Source organism: Methylobacterium sp. Leaf99, from assembly GCF_001422375.1.
Classification (GTDB): Bacteria; Pseudomonadota; Alphaproteobacteria; order Rhizobiales; family Beijerinckiaceae; genus Methylobacterium.
The window spans coordinates 1524958-1543532 of sequence record NZ_LMMU01000001.1 but is presented as its reverse complement, the minus strand read 5'-3'; the positions used below and the strand labels follow the sequence as shown (position 1 = coordinate 1543532).

The window sequence follows — 18575 nt, the reverse complement described above, 5'->3', positions numbered from 1 at the left end:
TCCGTCGAACCCGTCCGGTCTGGCGGACGGGCGGGGATCGGGGCGCCGGCCGCACCGCCGGGGGCGGGGACGAAGGGCGCCCTCAGGCGACGGGCGGTGCCCGGGGCTGTGCGGGCCGTTCGGGCGGGGCCCGGGGCCGTGCCGCCGCATGGGGGCGCCACGCCGGGGGGGCGATGCGCCGGTCGGGCCAGACGGTGACGGTGGGCACGAGGGGCGGCAGGTCGAGGGTCGAGAACGCCGGAGCCGCCGTGCAGCAGGACAGGTGCACGTGGACCGGGGCGGGCGCCTCCGGCCCGGCCTCACCGGCCTCGTGCAGGCACAGGCCGGGCTCCTGGCCCATGGGCGTCGGGATCGCGGCGCTGCCGAGGATGGCCTGGAGGCACAGGGCGTAGAGCGCGATCACGGCGATGATCGCGCGGTGGCTCGCTCCCCTGGGCCGGTCTCCGTGCATGGCATCGGATAAAGGCGACGCCCGCCCGCCCGTCAATGGCCCGTCCGCGCGGGGCGCCGTGGCCGCGACATTTTTCACGGGGGCTGTGGCCGCCGCGCGCCGGGCCGGGCGGGACCAAACCGGCCCTGCGGCGTTGGGGCCAGGATGACCCAGACCCCGCCCTCACCCACGCCGACCACCGATGGCGAACCGCGCCTCGGCTTCTGCTGCAAGTTCATCCTCGAAGCCCCGCCGGAGAGCTTCAAGACCCTGAAGGCCGCCCGCGAGGCCGCCCTGGAGATGAATCTCACCCACGTCACCATGGCCAATCTCGCCCGCCTCGCCCCCGGCGCCCGCCGGGCGAAGCTCGAGGCCCTCGCGCGCCACAACCTCGGGGCCCTGGAGCGGCAGGTCGCCTGGGTCGCGGGGCGCCCGCCCCTGGAGCGGCTGCTGCGCATGGCGAGCAACGTGCTGCCCGGCTACACCCACCCCATCGCCAGCGACCTCTACGCCGAGGCGGGGATGCGCGCCCTCATCGAGCCCGGCCTCGCCCGCATCGGCGACCTGGCGCGGGCGGCCGGCGTCCGCCTCAGCTTCCATCCGGGGCAGTTCTGCGTCATCGCCTCGCGCAACCCCGCCGCGCAGGCCAACGGCCTCGCCGAGTTCGAGTACCACGCCGAGGTGATGGCGCTCATGGGCTACGGCGCCGGCTGGCACCCGCACGGGGCGCACATCAACATCCACGTCGGCGCCCGCGACCCCGGCGTCGCGGGATTTCGCGCCAGCCTGCCCCTGCTGTCGCAGACCGCGCGCGACCTCATCACCGTCGAGAACGACGAGAACTGCTTCGGCCTCGACACCGTGCTGCAGCTCGCCGACGCCGTGCCGGTGGTGTTCGACCTCCACCATCACTGGGTCGAGAGCGGCGGCCAGTACATCGAGCCCGAGGACCCGCGCATCGCACGGGTGCGCGAGTCCTGGCGCGGCGTCCGGCCCATCGCGCATATCAGCGTCTCCCGCGAAACCCTGCTGGCGGGCGCCGACCCCGAGGCCGCGCCGGATTTCGCCGCGCTCTCGGCCGCCGGCCATTCCCGGCGGGATCTGGCGGCCCATTCGGACATGATGTGGAACCGCGCCGTCAACGCCCTCGTCGGCCGCCACCTCGCCTGGGCGGATTTCGAGATCGAGGCGAAGGGCAAGAACGCCGCCTCCGGCCAGATCGCCGCGCAGGTCGCCCCCGGCCTCGCCGCCGCGCCGCAGGCGGCGGCCTGAGCGCCCGAGCGTGAACCCCATGGAACAGGACCTGCGCGAGCCCCCGGTCCTGCCGGGCGAGGCGACGCGGGACGAGGTCCGCATCGGCTGGCTGCGCCAGCAGCTCGCCCGCCTGCGCAAGCGCCTGCCCCTGCGCCGCCGCCTCGTCGGCGGGGCCGCGCACGGGCTGATGTCGGCCTCGGCCGCCCTCATCGCCTACATGCCGACCCAGGCGCTCAACCTGCGCGAGGGGTTCTGGAGCGCCATCACGGCCATCGCGGTGGTGCAGACGGAGTTCCGCGCCACCCGCACCATGGCCCGCGACCAGTTCCTGGGGGCGGCCACGGGCGGCCTCATCGGCCTCGCGGTGCTGAGCGCCGTCGGCCAGGACCTCGTCGCCTACGCCGTCGCCGTCATCCTGTCCCTCACCGCGTGCTGGCTCCTCAACGTCGCGAGCGCCGGGCGCCTCGCCGGCGTCACCGCCACCATCATCCTGCTGGTGCCCCATGCCGGCACCGCCCAGCAGATGTTCGGCTCGCGCCTGTTCGAGGTCGGCTGGGGCGTCACCGTCGCCATCGCGGTGGGCTGGGTGGCGACGCGGATGATGCGCCATCCCGCGGATGGAGTGTGATCGCAAAGGATTGGTTTACCATTCCGGCACAGGATCGCGCCGTGCCGGCTCTTAGGCTGCCGGCGGCCTGCGGCTGCTCCGGCGAGCGCCCCGGCCCCCACGGAGAGCGCTCACCATGATGTCCCGCGCGGAACGCACGCCTCTCACCGATTGGTGGTGGACCGTCGATCGCGGCCTGCTCGCGGGCCTCGGCGCCCTCATGGTGGCGGGCCTCGTCTTCCTCATGGGCGGCGGCCCGCCGGTGGCGGAGAAGATCGGCCTGCCGACCTTCCACTTCCTCAACCGGCAGGCGCTCTACCTCGCCCCCACCCTGCTCATCATCGTCGGCGTGTCGTTCCTGTCCCTGCGCCACATCCGGCGCGTGGCCCTGGCGACGTGGCTGATGGGCGTCGTCCTGTGCGTGCTGGCCGGCAAGTTCGGGCCGGAGATCAAGGGCGCGCATCGCTGGATCCAGTTCGGCCCCTTCGGCCTGCAGCCCTCGGAATTCGTCAAGCCCGCCTTCGTGGTGGTGGCCGCCTGGGCATTCTCGGAGGGGGCCCAGCGCCGCGACATGCCGGGCGGCCTCCTGGCGATCCTGCTCCTGCCCATCACCATCGTGCCCCTCGTGCTCCAGCCGGATTTCGGCCAGACCATGCTCATCACCATCGTGTGGTGTTCGCTGTTCTTCGTGGCCGGCCTGCACTGGTTCTGGGTCGCCGGCCTCGGGATCGCCGGCCTGCTCGGCGTCGGCGTCGCCTACCGCTTCCTGTACCACGTGCGCGAGCGCATCGACCGGTTCATGAACACCGAGTCCGGCGACAACTTCCAGGGCTTCTGGGCCCACGAATCGTTCAATTCCGGCGGCTGGCTCGGCGTCGGACCGGGCGAGGGCCTGGCCAAGCGCCACCTGCCCGACGCGCACACGGACTTCCTGTTCTCGGTGATCGGCGAGGAATTCGGCGTCCTCGTCTGCCTCGGCCTCGTGTCCCTGTTCGCCTACCTCGTCATGCGCGGCCTGAAGCTCGCGCGGCGCACGGACGACACCTTTTCGCGGTTGGCCATCACCGGGCTCGTCACCCTGTTCGGGCTGCAGGCCTGCATCAACATGGCGGTGAACGTCCAGCTCATGCCGGCCAAGGGCATGACCCTGCCGTTCGTCTCCTACGGCGGCTCGTCGATGCTGTCGCTGGCGCTGGGCATGGGTTTCCTCGTCGCCTTGACCCGCAAGCGCCCGCGCACCACCACCCTGAGCCAGAAGCCGCCGGGCACCGCCCCGGCGACCGTCGCCGGAGTGATGCGTTGACCGTTGCCACCGCTACCATCCTCTTGTGTGCCGCGGGCCCCGCCCCGGCGACCGTCGCTGGAGTGATGCGTTGACCGTCGCCACCGCTACCATCCTGCTCTGTGCCGGGGGCACGGGGGGCCACCTGTTCCCGGCCGAGAGCCTCGCCCACGTCCTGCGCGCGCGCGGGCTGCGGGTGGTGCTCGCCACCGACGCGCGGGTCGATTCCATCGCCACGGGGTTTCCGGCCTCCGAGATCGTCACCATCGCGTCGGCCACGCCCTCGGGCCGCTCCCCGGTGAAGCGCGGCCTCGCGCTCCTCACCCTGGGACGCGGCTTCGGCGTCGCCGCCCGGCATATCAGGCGCATCGACCCCGCCGCCATCGTCGGATTCGGCGGCTATCCCACCGTGCCGCCCATGCTCGCCGGGCAGATCCTGCGGGTGCCCACGGTCCTGCACGAGCAGAACGCCGTCATGGGCCGGGCCAACGCGTTCCTGGCGCGGGGCGCCCGGGCCATCGCCACCGGTTTCAGGGAGGTGCGCGGCGTGCCCGTGAAGGCCCTGGCGCCGCGCACCCACACGGGCAATCCCCTGCGCCCGGCGGTGATCGCGGCCGCCGCCACGGCCTATCCCTCCGTGGAGCCCGGCGCCCCCCTCCACCTCCTCGTCTTCGGCGGCAGCCAGGGCGCGCGGGTAATGGGCGAGGTGGTGCCCAAAGCCATCGAAGCCCTGCCGGCGGACCTGCGCGCCCGCCTCCACCTCGTGCAGCAGGTGCGGGCGGAGGACCTGACGGCGGTGCAGAACCTCTATCTCGGCCTCGGCCTCGGCGGGATCGAGGCGGCGCCGTTCTTCAAGGACCTGCCGGCCCGCATGGCCGCCGCCCACCTCGTCATCGGCCGCTCCGGCGCCTCGACGGTCTCGGAACTCGCCGCCCTCGGCCGGCCGTCGATCCTCGTGCCGCTCCCCGGCGCCATCGATCAGGACCAGGCCGCCAACGCCGCGACCCTGGCCACCCTCGGCGCGGCCCTGGCGATTCCCCAGAGCGCGTTCACGCCCGACCGCCTCGCGGCCGAACTCGTGGACCGCTTCACCAACCCTGAAAAATTGACCGCGGCGGCGGCAGCGGCCAAAAGCGCGGGCCTTCACGACGCCGCCGAACGCCTCGCCGACATCGTCGTCGCCACGGCCGCCCGCACCTGATTCTTACCCGACGGGCGCCCGGCGCCCCGCCCTGGACTGGTTCATCCCATGAAGCTGCCCGACAAGCTCGGACCCATCCACTTCATCGGCATCGGCGGCATCGGCATGTCCGGCATCGCCGAGGTGATGATGAACCTCGGCTACACCGTCCAGGGCTCCGACGCCTCCGACAACGCCAACGTGCGGCGGCTGTCCGAGAAGGGCATCCGCACCTTCGTCGGCCATTCCGCCGGAAACGTGGAGGACGCCGCCCTCGTCGTGGTCTCGACGGCGATCCAGCGCGACAACCCCGAGCTCGTCGCCGCCCGCGAGCGCCGCCTGCCCGTGGTGCGCCGGGCCGAGATGCTGGCCGAGCTCATGCGCTTCAAGTCCTGCGTCGCCATCGCGGGCACCCACGGCAAGACCACGACCACCTCCCTCGTCGCCACCCTGCTCGACGCCGGCAACATGGACCCCACGGTCATCAACGGCGGCATCATCAACGCCTACGGCACCAACGCCCGCATGGGCGAGGGCGAGTGGATGGTGGTGGAGGCCGACGAATCCGACGGCACCTTCCTCAAGCTGCCCGCCGATGTCGCCATCGTCACCAACATCGACCCCGAGCACCTCGACCATTTCGGCTCGTTCGACGCGGTCAAGGACGCGTTCCGGCGCTTCATCGACAACATCCCGTTCTACGGCTTCGCCGTGATGTGCATCGACCACCCCGTGGTGCAGGACCTCGTCGGCCACATCGAGGACCGCCGCATCATCACCTACGGCGAGAACCCGCAGGCCGACGTCCGCCTCATCGACATCGACCTGCGCGGCGGCCAGAGCCGGTTCCGCGTGATGATCCGCGACCGGCGCCCGGGCTTCCGCCTCGAGATGGAAGACCTCATCCTGCCGATGCCGGGCAAGCACAACGCCCTGAACGCCACGGCGGCGCTGGCGGTGGCCCATGAGCTCGGCGTCGAGCCGGAGGCGATCCGCAAGGCGCTCGCCGGCTTCGGCGGGGTCAAGCGCCGCTTCACCAAGACCGGCGAGTGGAACGGCGCCCTGATCTTCGACGATTACGGACACCATCCCGTGGAGATCAAGGCGGTGCTGAAGGCCGCCCGCGCCTCCACGGACGGCAACGTCGTCGCCATCGTGCAGCCGCACCGCTACACCCGCCTCGCCTCGCTGTTCGACGATTTCTGCACCTGCTTCAACGACGCCGACACGGTCATCGTCGCCCCGGTCTACGCGGCCGGCGAGGCCCCCATCGAGGGCATGGACCGCGACGGCCTGGTCTCGGGCCTCAAATCCCGCGGCCACCGCGACGCCATCGCCCTGGACCGCTCGGAGGATCTCGCCGGCATCGTCGCCGGCCGCGCCAAGGCCGGCGACTACGTGGTGTGCCTCGGCGCCGGCAACATCACCCAGTGGGCCTACGCCCTGCCGGGCGAGCTGGCGGCGCTCGGGGGTGTGGCGGGGTGAGACGTGGATGCGTGGATCGTCCCCGTCTCGGACACGCTTTCGTCGGCACCTGCGCCGTGAGGAAACGGATGCCGAGAGGCGCCTCTGGTCGCGTTTGAGGGACAGACGCCTCGCCGGGTTCAAGTTTGTCCGTCAGGAACAGATTGGTCCCTACATCGTGGATTTTGTCTGCCGTGAAGCGAGGCTCGTCATCGAAGCGGATGGCAGCCAGCATGCGGAGAACGCTCGCGATCACGTCAGGGACTCGTGGCTCGCCGAGCGAGGCTATCGCATCCTTCGCTTCTGGAATTCCGATATCATGCAACAGACCGATTCGATCGTCGCGACGATCCTCGTTGCTCTCCCCCCCTCTCCCCGCCTGCGGGGAGAGGACGCCGAACCCCTTGTCGGGTTCGGCGTGAGCCCGAAGGGCGAAGGTGAGGGGGGGCTTCCGAGTGAGACTCCTCCGGAATCGCCCCCTCACCCTCGGCTGCCGCCTCGCTTTGCCGACGACAAGGTCGACAAAGCCCTCTCCCCGCAAGCGGGGCGAGGAGGAGAACGCGCATGACCGCCTTTCCCGATCTCACCCCCGCCATCCGCGCGGCCGCGCCCGGCCTGCGCGGGCGCCTCATCGCCAACCAGCCCCTGTCCGACCTGACGTGGTTCCGCGTCGGCGGTCCGGCGCAGGTGCTGTTCACCCCGGCCGACGCGGAGGACCTCGCCGCCCTGCTGGCCGGCCTCGACCCCGAAACCCCCGTCACGGTGATCGGGCTCGGCTCGAACCTCATCGTGCGCGACGGCGGCGTGCCGGGCGTGGTGGTGCGCCTCGGCGGCAAGGCCTTCGGGTCGGTGGCGATCGACGGCGAGCATCTCCGCGTCGGCACGGCCGTGCCCGACATGCGCCTCGCCAAGGCGGCGGCGGAGGCCGGGCTCGACGGGCTCGCGTTCTTCCGCGGCATCCCCGGCTCCATCGGGGGAGCGCTCCGCATGAATGCCGGGGCCCATGGCGGCGAGACCACGGACGTGCTGATCGCGGCCGAGGGCGTCGACCGGACGGGCGGCCGGCGGACGTTCACCCATGCCGAGATGGGCTTCGCCTACCGCCACAGCGGGGCCCCCGACGACGTCATCTTCACCCATGCCCTGTTCCGGGGCCGGCCGGGGAACCGCGATGCCATCGAGGCTGAGATGGACCGGGTCACGGCGGCCCGCGAGGCGGCTCAGCCCATCCGCGAGCGCACGGGCGGCTCGACCTTCAAGAACCCGCCCGGGGGCAAGGCCTGGCAGCTCGTCGATGCCGCCGGCTGCCGGGGCCTGCGGGTCGGCGGCGCCCAGGTCTCGGAGATGCACTGCAACTTCCTGATCAACCGCGACGGCGCCACGGCGGCCGACATCGAGGGGCTCGGCGAAGAGGTGCGCCGGCGCGTGCGCGAGACCAGCGGCGTCGACCTGCACTGGGAGATCAAGCGCATCGGCCTTGGCGTCTTGGAGGCTGTGGCGTGAGCGAGGCGGGACGCGAACGGCCCGATTTGGACGGCGATGCGGCTGGATCTTCGCGGCCGGTCGCTGCGGAGCCGGCGGTCGCTCCAGGCTGCGATCCGTCGGGCCTGCCGGCGGTTGAGGACCCGTTCGTCACCTTCACCGAATGGGGCGACCCGGTCGATGAGGCCGATTACGCTGGATTGTAAGCCCCCGAAGGGCAACGGGCACGCGTGCGATCGGAATCGACGGATGGTCCATCATGAAAGTGCGTGAGATCATCCGATGGATCGAGGCCGATGGTTGGTTTCTGGTCACGACGCGGGGAAGCCACCGCCAGTACAAGCACCTCACAAAGCGTGGCCGCGTGACCGTCGCGGGCGCGATGTCGGACGAGATCGCTCCGGGAACGCGGGCAAGCATCCTGAAACAGGCCGGCCTCAAGGAAAGGGACGCATGATGCGCTACGCTGTCGTCATCGAAAAAGCGGGCGGAAATTTTTCCGCCTATGTCCCCGATCTTCCGGGCTGCATCGCAACGGGCGCAACGGTCGCGGCGGTCGAGCAGGAAATTCGCACCGCGATCCGTTTCCATATCGATGGCCTGCAGGAAGACGGCGAGCCCGTCCCGCAGCCGACATCCCTGGCCGAGTACGTGGACGCCTGAGCGCGGCCATCGGAGGAAAACATCATGTCCCAGCACGTCGCCGTCCTCATGGGCGGGTGGTCCTCCGAGCGTCCGGTCTCGCTCAATTCCGGCAACGCCTGCGCCGAGGCCCTCGAAGGCCGGGGGTTTCGCGTCACCCGCGTCGATGTCGGGCCGGACATCGCCACGGTCCTCACCGACCTGAAGCCCGACGTCGCCTTCAACGCCCTGCATGGGCCGGCGGGCGAGGACGGCACGGTCCAGGGCCTGCTGGAGCTCCTGCGCATCCCCTACACCCACTCGGGCGTGCTCGCCTCGGCGCTGGCCATGCACAAGGAACGTGCCAAAACGATCATGCGGGCGGCCGGCGTGAGCGTCCCCGAGGGCCGCGTCGTTAACCGTCACGAGGCCGCGAGCGCGCATGTCCTGACGCCGCCCTACGTGCTCAAGCCCGTGGCCGAAGGCTCCTCCATGGGGGTCATCATCGTGCGCGACGCGGGCGCGCCGCCGCCCCGGGAGGTCGGCCGGGCGGATTGGGGCTATGGCGATGAAATCCTTATCGAAACCTACGTCGCCGGGCGCGAGCTGACCTGCGCCGTCATGGGCGACAGGGCCCTCGGCGTCATCGAGATCAGGACCGCGTCGGGGGACTGGTACGACTACGACGCGAAGTACGCCGAGGGGGGGTCGATCCACGTCCTCCCGGCAGAAATTAAACCAAATCTTTACCAGCGTGTCCAAGAGTTGTCGTTAACGGCGCATCAAGCACTCGGGTGCCGGGGCATCAGCCGTGCGGACCTCCGCCTCGACGACACACCGGGTGGAACCGGTGCCCTCGTCGTCCTGGAGGTCAACACGCAACCCGGCATGACGAAGACGAGCCTTGTGCCGGAGATCGCAGCCCACGCTGGCTATAGTTTCGGTGAGCTCGTCCAATGGATGGTGGAGGACGCAACGTTGGGCCGCTGAGCGCTCCGGGTCATACCGGCGGCGCAGGCTTCGCCCCGGCCCGCGCCCTGCGCGACGCCGTGACCGCACGCCTGCGGCGCCTGGGTCCGGGCCGCCGCTCGCGCCTCGCCCTGCCCATCGAGCGGCGCATCCCGCGCCACCTCGGCACCCTGACGATGTCCGTGTCGTTCGCCGCCCTGGCGCTGACCGGCTTCGTCGCCAGCGGCCGCTACGAGCGCTTCGTCCTCGAGAACGGCCGCCCCTTCGACATCCTCGCGCGTCTGGCCGGCTTCGGCGTCGAGCGCGTCACCATCTCGGGCATCGCCCGCCTCTACGAGCGGGAAGTGCTCCAGGCCGCCGGCATCGACGGCCACTCGTCGGTGGTGTTCCTCGACGTCAACGAAGTCCGCGAGCGGCTGATGCAGGTGCCCCTCATCGCCAGCGCCTCCGTGCGCAAGGTCTACCCGAACGAGATCGTCATCACCCAGGTCGAGCGCGAGCCCGCCGCCCTGTGGCAGCGCAACGGACTCATCTCCGTCATCGCCGCCGACGGCAAGGTGATCGACGAGATGCGCGACGACCGCTACGCCGCGCTCCCCCTCGTGGTGGGCGAGGGCGCCAACGAGCGCCTCAAGGACTACCTCGCCCTCATCGACGCCGCCGGCACCCTCGCCGAGCGCGTCAAGGCCGGGACCTACGTCTCGGGCCGGCGCTGGACGCTGAAGCTCGACGGCGTCGACATCCGCCTGCCCGAGACGGGGGCGGCGGAAGCCCTCGCCCGCCTGGTGCGCCTCGAGCGCGAGGCCCGCATCCTCGAGAAGGACATCATCGCGGTGGACCTGCGCATGCCCGACCGGGTGGTGGTGCGCCTCACCGAGGAAGCCGCCGCCGCCCGCGCCGAATCACAGAAGAAGCCGAAGGCCAAGGGAACCGCGACATGAGCCGCACGATCCGTCCGGCGCATCCCGCGTCACCGCCGAATTCCTCCCCGTTCCCGGCCCGGTAGCACGATGCACCACCAGCATGGCCTCACCCCGCGGCTCAAGCCGCTCTCCGCCCGCCGGAGCACCACCCTCTCGGTGCTCGACATCGGGACGAGCAAGATCGTCTGCCTCATCGCCGAGCTCCAGCCGGCCGAGGCCCTTTCCACCTTACGCGGACGCACCCACTTCGCCCGCATCATCGGCATCGGCCACCAGCGCTCGCAGGGGCTCAAGGGCGGCGCCATCGTCGACCTCGAGGCCGCCGAGGGCGCCATCCGCCAGGCGGTCCACGCCGCCGAGCGCATGGCCAAGGTCGAGGTCCAGTCGGTCATCGTCAACATGTCGGGCGGCCGCATCGGCTCCCAGCATTTCGAGGCCCGGGTCAACACCCGCACGGGCACCGTCACGGGCACGGACGTGGAGCGCGTGCTGGAGACGGCCTCCGCCCACGGCGTCAGCCCCGGCCGGGCCGTGCTCCACGCCCTGCCCACGGGCTACGCCATCGACGGCCAGGGCGCGGTCATCGATCCGTCCGGCATGATGGGCGACGCGCTCGGCGTCGACCTCCACGTGGTCACCGGCGAGGCGGCCGCCGCCCGCAACCTGATGTTGGCGGTGGAGCATTGCCACCTCGGCGTCGAGGCGGTGATCGCCACCCCCTACGCGGCGGGCCTGTCGGCCCTGGTCGACGACGAGGCCGAGATGGGCGTCTGCGTCGTCGACATGGGCGGCGGCACCACCAGCGTCGGCGTGTTCTCCGGCGGCCACCTCGTCCACGTCGACGCCATCGCGGTGGGCGGCCACCACGTCACCATGGACATCGCCCGCGGCCTCTCCACCCGGGTCGCGGCCGCCGAGCGCCTGAAGACCCTCTACGGTTCGGCCATCGCCACGGCCTCCGACGACCGCGACATGATCGCCGTCCACGGGGTCGGCGAGGACGAGGGCGACGCCCCCACCCACGTGCCGCGCTCGCAGCTCGTGCGGATCATCCGCCCGCGCGTCGAGGAGGTCATCGAACTGGTGCGCGACCGCCTGCGCAATGCCGGCTTCTCGGCCCAGGCCGGGCGCCGGGTGGTGCTCACGGGCGGGGCGAGCCAGCTCGTCGGCCTGCCGGAAGTCGCCCGCCGGGTGATGGAGGGCCAGGTCCGCATCGGCCGGCCGCTGGGCATCCGCGGCCTGCCCGAGGCGGCCAAGGGACCCGCCTTCTCGGCGGCGGTGGGGCTGCTGGTCTACCCGCAGGTGGCGCATGCGGAGCACTTCGAGCCGCGCGGGCACGGCGCCTTCGCCCGCACCGGCACGGACAACTACATCCAGCGCGTCGGGCGCTGGCTGCGGGAAAGTTTCTGAAACGACCGCCGTCGCGCCCCAAACCCCCGGCATCGGGGGTGGGCGCGAACGGCCAGACGAAAATCGGCGCCTCCCTCGTTTCGAGGCGTCAAATGAAACGTGAAAGGCACGAGAGGCTCGACACCCATGGCCATCAGTCTGCAGGCACCTGACATCCGGGAACTCAAGCCCCGCATCACCGTCTTCGGTGTCGGCGGAGCCGGCGGCAACGCCGTCAACAACATGATCGAATCGGGCCTCCTCGGCTGCGAGTTCGTCGTGGCCAACACGGACGCCCAGGCCCTCACCTCGTCCAAGGCCGAGCGCGTGATCCAGATGGGTCTCGGCGTGACCCAGGGGCTCGGCGCCGGCTCGCACCCGGAGGTCGGCTCCGCCGCCGCCGACGAGGTCATCGACGAGATCCGCGACCAGCTCTCCGGCGCCCACATGTGCTTCATTACCGCCGGCATGGGCGGCGGCACCGGCACCGGTGCCGCCCCCGTCATCGCCCGCGCCGCCCGCGACATGGGCATCCTCACCGTCGGCGTCGTGACGAAGCCGTTCCAGTTCGAGGGCGTGCGCCGGATGCGCACGGCCGAGGCCGGCATCCAGGAGCTCCAGGCCGCCGTCGACACCCTCATCGTCATCCCGAACCAGAACCTGTTCCGGGTCGCCAACGAGAAGACCACCTTCGCCGACGCCTTCGCCATGGCCGATCAGGTGCTCTACTCGGGCGTCGCCTGCATCACCGACCTCATGGTCAAGGAAGGCCTGATCAACCTCGACTTCGCCGACGTCCGCGCGATCATGCGCGGCATGGGCAAGGCGATGATGGGCACCGGCGAGGCCTCCGGCGAGAACCGCGCCAACCGCGCGGCGGAAGCGGCCATCGCCAACCCGCTCCTCGACGACGTGTCGATGAAGGGCGCCCGCGGCCTGCTCATCTCCATCACGGGCGGCAACGACCTCACCCTGTACGAGCTCGACGAGGCCGCCACCCGCATCCGCGAGGAAGTGGATTCGGATGCCAACATCATCCTCGGCGCCACCTTCGACGAGAGCCTCGACGGCATCATCCGCGTCTCCGTGGTCGCCACCGGCATCGAGCCGGCCCTGATCACGGCGCACTCGCAGAACAACCCCGAGATCCAGCAGACCGAGCAGCGGATCGCGGAAGTGGCCGAGCGGCTCCGGGCGGAAGCGAGGGCCCGGGCGGCACAGCCCGCCCCGACGTTTCGTGCCCCAGGACAAGACCAGCCCGTGACCGCTGCGCAGAACCAGTCCCTGGGCGCCGCCCCCGTCGCTCCGGCGCCGGTGGCCCCCCGCCCCGCGCTGCCGGAGGCCGCCGCCCCCGAGCCCGTGCGGATGGAGATGGCGCCCGTCATCCGCGACGAGGTCGTGCTGACCCAGACCCAGCCCCGCGCCGCCATGGCGTACGAGCCGGCGCCCCAGCCCCAGCCCGAGCCGGCGCCCGTCCTCGCCGCCGGCCCGTTCGTGCCGCCGCGCCCGGCGGTGGCCGTGGCCCGCGCGCCGCGCATGCCGCAGATCCAGGACCTGCCGATGCCCGGCCAGGCCCAGATCCGCGCCAGCCGCGGCGAGGAGCCGGTGGAGCCCGCCGCCGACACCAAGCGGATGACCCTCCTGCGCCGCCTCGCCACCGTCGGCTTCGGCGGACGCCGCGAGGAGGCCGAGGCCGCCCCGGCCCCGGTTCCGGTGCCCGTGCGCGCCCCGGCGGCACCGGTGCCCCAGGCGCCCGTCGACTATGCCAAGCGGGCCCCCGCGCCCGTCGCCCAGGGCTACCGCCCCGCGCAGGGCAACCTCGACGCCCAGGGCCGTGTGCAGGCACCGCAGGCCCGCATGATGGACGACGATCAGCTCGAGATCCCGGCCTTCCTCCGCCGCCAGGCCAACTGAACCCTCCCGGACGGGGCCCATCCCCGTCCGGCTTGATGTCTTTTTGCAACGCACCCGGGGTCTCGCGACCTCGGGTGACATGCGTTGTTAAATCGTTGATCGAAAAAAGCTTTTTCGATCGCCGTCCCGACGCTGCATTGTAACACAGCGTAAGAAACCGTGATTTGGTCCCGGTTTGGGGCGGGGCTATACGAATTTTGGAACGAAAAGCGCGGCGGTTTCGCCGCCCGCGCTCGCGGGGCTTCAAGCAGCGGACGGATCACGGGAACGACTTGCCTCCCTCGAAGGAGGCCTGCGTTCGATCACGGCCGAGGGCTATGGAATGCGAACGAACCAGCAGACGACACTCAAGGCACCGGCCACCCTGCGGGGCATCGGCGTGCATTCCGGCAATCCGGCGGAGATCACCCTCCACCCCGCGCCGGCCAATCACGGGATCGCGTTCCTCCGCACCGGAATGCCCACGGGCAACGACCGCCTCATCAAGGCCCACCACGCCTGCGTGTCCGCCACCGAGCTCTGCACCGTCATCGGCGATGTCCAGACGGGCGCCGTGGCAACCATCGAGCACCTGATGTCGGCCCTGTACGGGCTCGGGCTCGACAACGTCCTCGTCGAGATCGACGGCCCCGAGATGCCGATCCTCGACGGCAGCGCCCGCCCCTTCGTCCAGGCCATCGACGCCGTCGGCCTCGCCACCTGCGGCGCCGCCCGGCGCTGGATCAAGGTGCTGCGCCCCGTGCGCATCGAGGTGGACCGCGCCTTCGCCGAGCTCCGCCCCATCGACCGGGGCTTCCGCCTCGACGTGGAGATCGATTTCGAGAACCCGGTGATCGGCCGCAGCCGCAAGGCCATGGACCTCACCGCCTCCGCCTACCGCCGCGAGATCGCGGGCGCGCGCACCTTCGGGATGATGCGCGACGTGGAGCGCTACTGGAAGGCGGGCTTCGCCCTCGGCGCCTCCCTCGAGAACACCGTGGCGGTCGGCGAGACGGCCGTCGTGAACCCCGAGGGCCTGCGCTACGCCGACGAGTTCGTGCGCCACAAGTTCCTCGACGCCGTCGGCGACCTCGCGCTGGCCGGCCTGCCGATCCAGGGCGCCTACCGCTCCTATTGCGGCGGTCACCGCATGAATGTCGGCGTGCTCACCGCCCTGTTCTCCGACCGCTCCAACTACGCCATCGTCGAGGCCGCGAGCCCGCGCCGCGAGACCAGCCTCGCCGAGTTCGGCAGCAGCCTCGGCCTCGCCGCCTTCGCGGGCGACCTCTGAGGGGCCGATCCGTCGCGGGCAGGATCTGTGGCGGGCGGGATCTGTAGCCGGTCTGCAACACGCGACCGTTTCGGACGCCTCCGCGGCACGGCCCGGCGGGGCCGCCGCTTTCACGCCCAAATCGCACGCCACGGTGACTCGTCCGTGAAACGGAGCAAGGTCCGCTGGGCAACGCAGCCGGACCGTGGCATCACGCCGTCAGCCACGCGACCGACACCTGTGATGGCTTGACGACGCGCGTCCCGAGCGGGCCGCCTGTTGGGGGAAGTACCGGAATGCGCCTCATTCATCCCAACCGCGGTGCGATGGCGGCCGTGCTTCTCACGCTCTGCAGCGTGGGCCTCGGCGGCTGCGACGCCCTCGATTCGATCAACCCCTTCGCCGAGAAGTACAAGCCGGAAGTCGTGCCGGATGTTCCTGCCGACAAGCTCTACAGCGACGGCCTGGCGCGGATGGAGGACAAGGACTACGAGGGCGCCTCGAAGAAGTTCGGCGAGCTCGACAAGGCCTACAGCTATTCCGACTGGTCGCGCCGCGCGCTGCTGATGACGGCCTACTCGAATTACGAGGGCCAGAAGTACGACGACGCCATCTCGGCCTCTAAGCGCTACCTCCAGCGCCACCCGGCGAGCAAGGACGCGGCCTACGCCCAGTACCTGATGGCGATGTCGCACTACAAGCAGATCCCCGACGTGACCCGCGACCAGGACCGCTCCGAGAAGGCGCTGGCCGGCCTGCAGGAGCTCGTCCAGAAGTATCCGACCTCGGAATACGCCACCGACGCCAAGGCCAAGATCCAGATCACCCGCGACCAGCTCGCCGGCAAGGAGATGGAGGTCGGCCGCTTCTACCTTGAGCGCCGCAACTTCCCCGCCGCCATCAACCGTTTTCGCGATGTGGTGAGCAAGTACCAGACGACCCGCCACGCGGAAGAGGCCCTGGAGCGCCTCGTCGAGGCCTACATGGCCCTCGGCATCACCGCCGAGGCCCAGACCGCCGCCGCCGTCCTCGGCCACAACTTCCCCGACAGCCCCTGGTACAAGGACGCCTTCGCGCTCCTGCAGAACGGCGGCCTGGAGCCGCGCGAGGAGAAGTCCTCCTGGCTGAGCAAGGTCTACCGCGGCGTCATCGGCCGGACCGCCGAGGCGCAGTGATCCGGACCGGCGGCCCCGCGCGGGCTTGGTGATCCGGACCGGCGGCCCCGCATGGGGCCGCCCTTCGGCGGAGCCCGTGCGTCTCCGCCGAGGCGGACAGGCGTTTCCGTCCGACCCCGAATCCCGCTAAGAGATCCTCACGCAAAGCCCCCGCGCCCCCCGTCGCCGGGGACGGCGCCGAACGGGCGTTTCGTGAGAGGCACCCAAACGTGGCCACCGTTTCCAACAGGGCCGAACCCGCGGCATGCTGAGCCAGCTCGCGATCCGCGACATCGTCCTCATCGACAAGCTCGACCTGAATTTTCGCGAAGGGCTCAGCGTCCTGACCGGCGAGACGGGTGCGGGCAAGTCGATCCTGCTCGATGCCTTCGCGCTGGCCCTCGGCGGGCGCGGCGACGGCCGCCTCGTGCGCCACGGCGAGGCCCAGGGCGCGGTGACCGCCGTGTTCGATCTCGGCCTCGACCACCCCGCCCGGGCGCTCGCGGCCCTGGCCGACCTCGACACCGAGGGCGACCTGATCCTGCGCCGCATCCAGATGGCCGACGGCCGCACCCGGGCCTTCGTCAACGACCAGCCCGTGGGCGTGCAGGTCCTGCGCGCCATCGGCGCCGCCCTGGTCGAGATCCACGGCCAGCACGACGACCGGGCCCTGGCCGACCCCGGCACCCACCGGGCCATCCTCGACGCCTTCGGCGGCCTGCACGGCCCCCTCGGGCAGGTGGGGGAGGCGGCCAGGCGCGTGCGCGCCGCCCGCACCGGCCTCAGCGAACACCGGGCCCGCGTGGACGCCGCCCGCAAGGAGGTCGATTTCCTGCGCCACGCCGTCGACGAGCTCGAGACCCTCGATCCGAAGGCCGGCGAGGAGACGGGCCTGGCCGAGCGCCGCACGGTGATGCAGCAGGGCGAGAAGGTCGCCCGCGAACTCAACGAGGCCATCGAGGCGTCCGGCGGCCCGAGCGTCGCCCACCTTTCCTCCGCCCTGCGCAAGCTCGAGCGCCGCGCCGGGCAGCTGCCCGCCCTGGTCGAGCCCTGCGTCGCCGCCCTCGACGCCGCGTTGACCGCCCTCGACGAGGCCCACACGGTCCTGGACGCCGCCCTGCGCGAGGCCGAGTTCGACCCGCGCGAGCTGGAGCGCGTCGAGGAACGGCTGTTTGCGCTCCGCGCCGCATCGCGAAAATACGACGTGCCCGTCGACGATCTCGCGGCCCTCCGCGAGCGCTACGCCGCGGATGTCGCCGCCATCGATGCCGGCGAGGAGGCGCTGGGCGGCCTGGAGAAGACCCTCGCTGAGGCCGAGGCCGCCTACGCCAAGGCGGCGACGAAGCTCACGGAAGGCCGCCGCAAGGCCGCCAAGGCCCTCGACGCGGCGGTGAAGGGCGAGCTGCCCCCCCTGAAGCTGGAACGCGCCCGCTTCATCACCGAGATCGGCACCGACCCCGAGTCGCGGGATGCCGCCGGCTACGACCGGGTCGAGTTCTGGGCGCAGACCAATCCGGGCACCCGTCCCGGGCCGATGATGAAGGTGGCTTCCGGCGGCGAGCTCTCGCGCTTCATGCTCGCCCTCAAGGTGGTGCTGGCCGACAAGGGCTCGGCCCCGACCCTGATCTTCGACGAGATCGACACGGGCGTCGGCGGCGCCGTGGCCGATGCCATCGGCGCGCGCCTCGGGCGCCTCGCCACCCGGGTCCAGGTGGTGGCCGTCACCCACGCGCCCCAGGTCGCGGCCCGGGCCGAGACGCACTTCCTCATCGCCAAGGACCCGGTGAAGGGCAGCGACCGCGTCGCCACCCGTGTTGCCTCCCTCGCCGCCCCCGCGCGGCGCGAGGAGATCGCCCGGATGCTCGCCGGCGCCACGGTCACCGACGAAGCCCGCGCGGCGGCGGCCCGCCTGCTGCAATCGGCGGAGGCGTGAGGCGGGCAGGGAAACCTGCTTTGACACAAAACATCGTCCCCGACGTCGTATCCGGCACCACGCTTAGGCCCCAAATCCTGGTTCGGCTCCCGCCGAGATCCAGCGTCTATTTCCCGGACCAATGTCTTAAGGGTTTGTTTACCATGATCGGGGACTCTCTCTCGGTGACGGGTACGCCCTGATTCGGCGCAGGCGTTGAACATCGCTCGAGACGAGGGACTGAGACGTTGGACCAGAGAGTCACCGGGATCGACAGGGGCTGCGGGCACGATGGCGATGCACACCCGACCCTGACCGACGACACGCGTTACCGCCTCGGCACCGCCCTGCGTTCCCTCTACGAGGAGACCTGCGACACGCTGCCGATTCCGGACGGCCAGATCGACCTGCTCCTGCGCCTGCGCCACAAGGAGCGCGACCGCCGCCGGGTCGACTGAGCGCCCGGTCTCCGCCGCCTACCAGCGCCGCGCGCCCGGCTGCCGCCGATACTCCGCCGCCCGGATCAGGGTGAGCACCCGGTCGAGGTCGAGCAGGGTCTCCCGCTCGTCGCTCCCGGCCCGCGCGATGGCGTCCGCGTTCGTGCCGAATTGCTGCTGCTGCTGGACGAGGACGAGCCTGCGCTCGAGGGCCTCCCGCTGCACGTGCAGATCGAGGAAGACGCCGTCGCCCGGGTCCGCCGGCGCCGTGCCGCTGCTCGCTTCGTTCGTCACCGTCGCCTCCCCGT

Annotated in this window: 19 protein-coding genes; 17 read left to right on the top strand and 2 right to left on the bottom strand. The window is 71.3% G+C overall.

Annotated features, from left to right (window positions below; translation table 11 throughout):
• Positions 1-82 precede the first annotated feature (82 nt).
• Positions 83-403, bottom strand: a complete 321-nt coding sequence (locus ASF28_RS07095) for a hypothetical protein (protein ID WP_056089492.1) — start codon at positions 401-403, stop codon at positions 83-85.
• 192 nt (positions 404-595) lie between these two features.
• On the opposite strand from ASF28_RS07095, the gene ASF28_RS07090 reads away from it, so the two are divergent.
• From ASF28_RS07090 to ASF28_RS07015, 17 genes are all read left to right on the top strand, one after another.
• Positions 596-1702, top strand: coding sequence for a UV damage endonuclease UvsE (locus ASF28_RS07090; RefSeq protein WP_056089489.1), 1107 nt, complete (start codon positions 596-598; stop codon positions 1700-1702).
• A gap of 19 nt (positions 1703-1721) precedes the next feature.
• Positions 1722-2312 (top strand): FUSC family protein, encoded by a 591-nt coding sequence (locus tag ASF28_RS07085; protein ID WP_056089485.1) that lies wholly within the window; start codon positions 1722-1724, stop codon positions 2310-2312.
• Between the two features lie 115 nt (positions 2313-2427).
• Positions 2428-3594: an FtsW/RodA/SpoVE family cell cycle protein gene (locus ASF28_RS07080; RefSeq protein WP_056089483.1), complete on the top strand. Its 1167-nt coding sequence runs from the start codon at positions 2428-2430 to the stop codon at positions 3592-3594.
• A gap of 70 nt (positions 3595-3664) precedes the next feature.
• Positions 3665-4774: a UDP-N-acetylglucosamine--N-acetylmuramyl-(pentapeptide) pyrophosphoryl-undecaprenol N-acetylglucosamine transferase gene (locus ASF28_RS07075; RefSeq protein ID WP_056089480.1), complete on the top strand. Its 1110-nt coding sequence runs from the start codon at positions 3665-3667 to the stop codon at positions 4772-4774.
• Positions 4775-4822: 48 nt separating this feature from the next.
• Positions 4823-6238: a UDP-N-acetylmuramate--L-alanine ligase gene (murC, locus tag ASF28_RS07070; protein WP_056089478.1), complete on the top strand. Its 1416-nt coding sequence runs from the start codon at positions 4823-4825 to the stop codon at positions 6236-6238.
• Between the two features lie 7 nt (positions 6239-6245).
• Positions 6246-6785, top strand: a complete 540-nt coding sequence (locus ASF28_RS21540) for an endonuclease domain-containing protein (RefSeq protein WP_082476031.1) — start codon at positions 6246-6248, stop codon at positions 6783-6785.
• Entirely contained in the window at positions 6782-7720 is a 939-nt protein-coding gene (gene murB / locus ASF28_RS07065; RefSeq protein WP_056089475.1) for a UDP-N-acetylmuramate dehydrogenase, read from the top strand. The genes ASF28_RS21540 and murB overlap by 4 nt, the downstream gene beginning before the upstream one ends.
• 238 nt (positions 7721-7958) lie before the next feature.
• The gene (locus ASF28_RS07060) at positions 7959-8156 is read left to right on the top strand and encodes a type II toxin-antitoxin system HicA family toxin (RefSeq protein WP_056089473.1); all 198 of its coding nucleotides are present in this window, start codon (positions 7959-7961) and stop codon (positions 8154-8156) included.
• A complete protein-coding gene (locus ASF28_RS07055) occupies positions 8156-8362 on the top strand; it encodes a type II toxin-antitoxin system HicB family antitoxin (protein ID WP_056091362.1) in 207 nt (68 codons plus the stop codon). The genes ASF28_RS07060 and ASF28_RS07055 overlap by 1 nt, the downstream gene beginning before the upstream one ends.
• Positions 8363-8386: 24 nt before the next feature.
• Positions 8387-9310: a D-alanine--D-alanine ligase gene (locus ASF28_RS07050; protein ID WP_056089470.1), complete on the top strand. Its 924-nt coding sequence runs from the start codon at positions 8387-8389 to the stop codon at positions 9308-9310.
• On the top strand, positions 9277-10230 hold the full coding sequence (locus tag ASF28_RS07045; RefSeq protein WP_056089467.1) for a cell division protein FtsQ/DivIB: 954 nt from the start codon (positions 9277-9279) through the stop codon (positions 10228-10230). Before ASF28_RS07050 ends, ASF28_RS07045 begins: the two co-directional genes overlap by 34 nt.
• Positions 10231-10299: 69 nt before the next feature.
• Positions 10300-11622, top strand: coding sequence for a cell division protein FtsA (gene ftsA / locus ASF28_RS07040; RefSeq protein WP_056089465.1), 1323 nt, complete (start codon positions 10300-10302; stop codon positions 11620-11622).
• A 126-nt stretch (positions 11623-11748) separates the two neighbouring features.
• Positions 11749-13515 carry a cell division protein FtsZ gene (ftsZ, locus tag ASF28_RS07035; protein WP_056089462.1) on the top strand — a complete coding sequence of 589 codons (1767 nt, stop codon included), beginning with the start codon at positions 11749-11751 and terminating at the stop codon, positions 13513-13515.
• A gap of 322 nt (positions 13516-13837) precedes the next feature.
• Positions 13838-14785 (top strand): UDP-3-O-acyl-N-acetylglucosamine deacetylase, encoded by a 948-nt coding sequence (gene lpxC / locus ASF28_RS07030; RefSeq protein WP_056089460.1) that lies wholly within the window; start codon positions 13838-13840, stop codon positions 14783-14785.
• A gap of 275 nt (positions 14786-15060) precedes the next feature.
• Positions 15061-15939 carry an outer membrane protein assembly factor BamD gene (locus ASF28_RS07025; RefSeq protein ID WP_056089457.1) on the top strand — a complete coding sequence of 293 codons (879 nt, stop codon included), beginning with the start codon at positions 15061-15063 and terminating at the stop codon, positions 15937-15939.
• A 244-nt stretch (positions 15940-16183) separates the two neighbouring features.
• On the top strand, positions 16184-17851 hold the full coding sequence (gene recN, locus ASF28_RS07020; protein ID WP_056089455.1) for a DNA repair protein RecN: 1668 nt from the start codon (positions 16184-16186) through the stop codon (positions 17849-17851).
• A gap of 227 nt (positions 17852-18078) precedes the next feature.
• A complete protein-coding gene (locus ASF28_RS07015; protein ID WP_082476030.1) occupies positions 18079-18288 on the top strand; it encodes a hypothetical protein in 210 nt (69 codons plus the stop codon).
• 18 nt (positions 18289-18306) lie between these two features.
• Here the strand turns inward: ASF28_RS07015 and ASF28_RS07010 are convergent, their stop codons facing one another.
• Positions 18307-18561, bottom strand: a complete 255-nt coding sequence (locus ASF28_RS07010) for a hypothetical protein (protein WP_056091356.1) — start codon at positions 18559-18561, stop codon at positions 18307-18309.
• Positions 18562-18575: the final 14 nt, after the last annotated feature.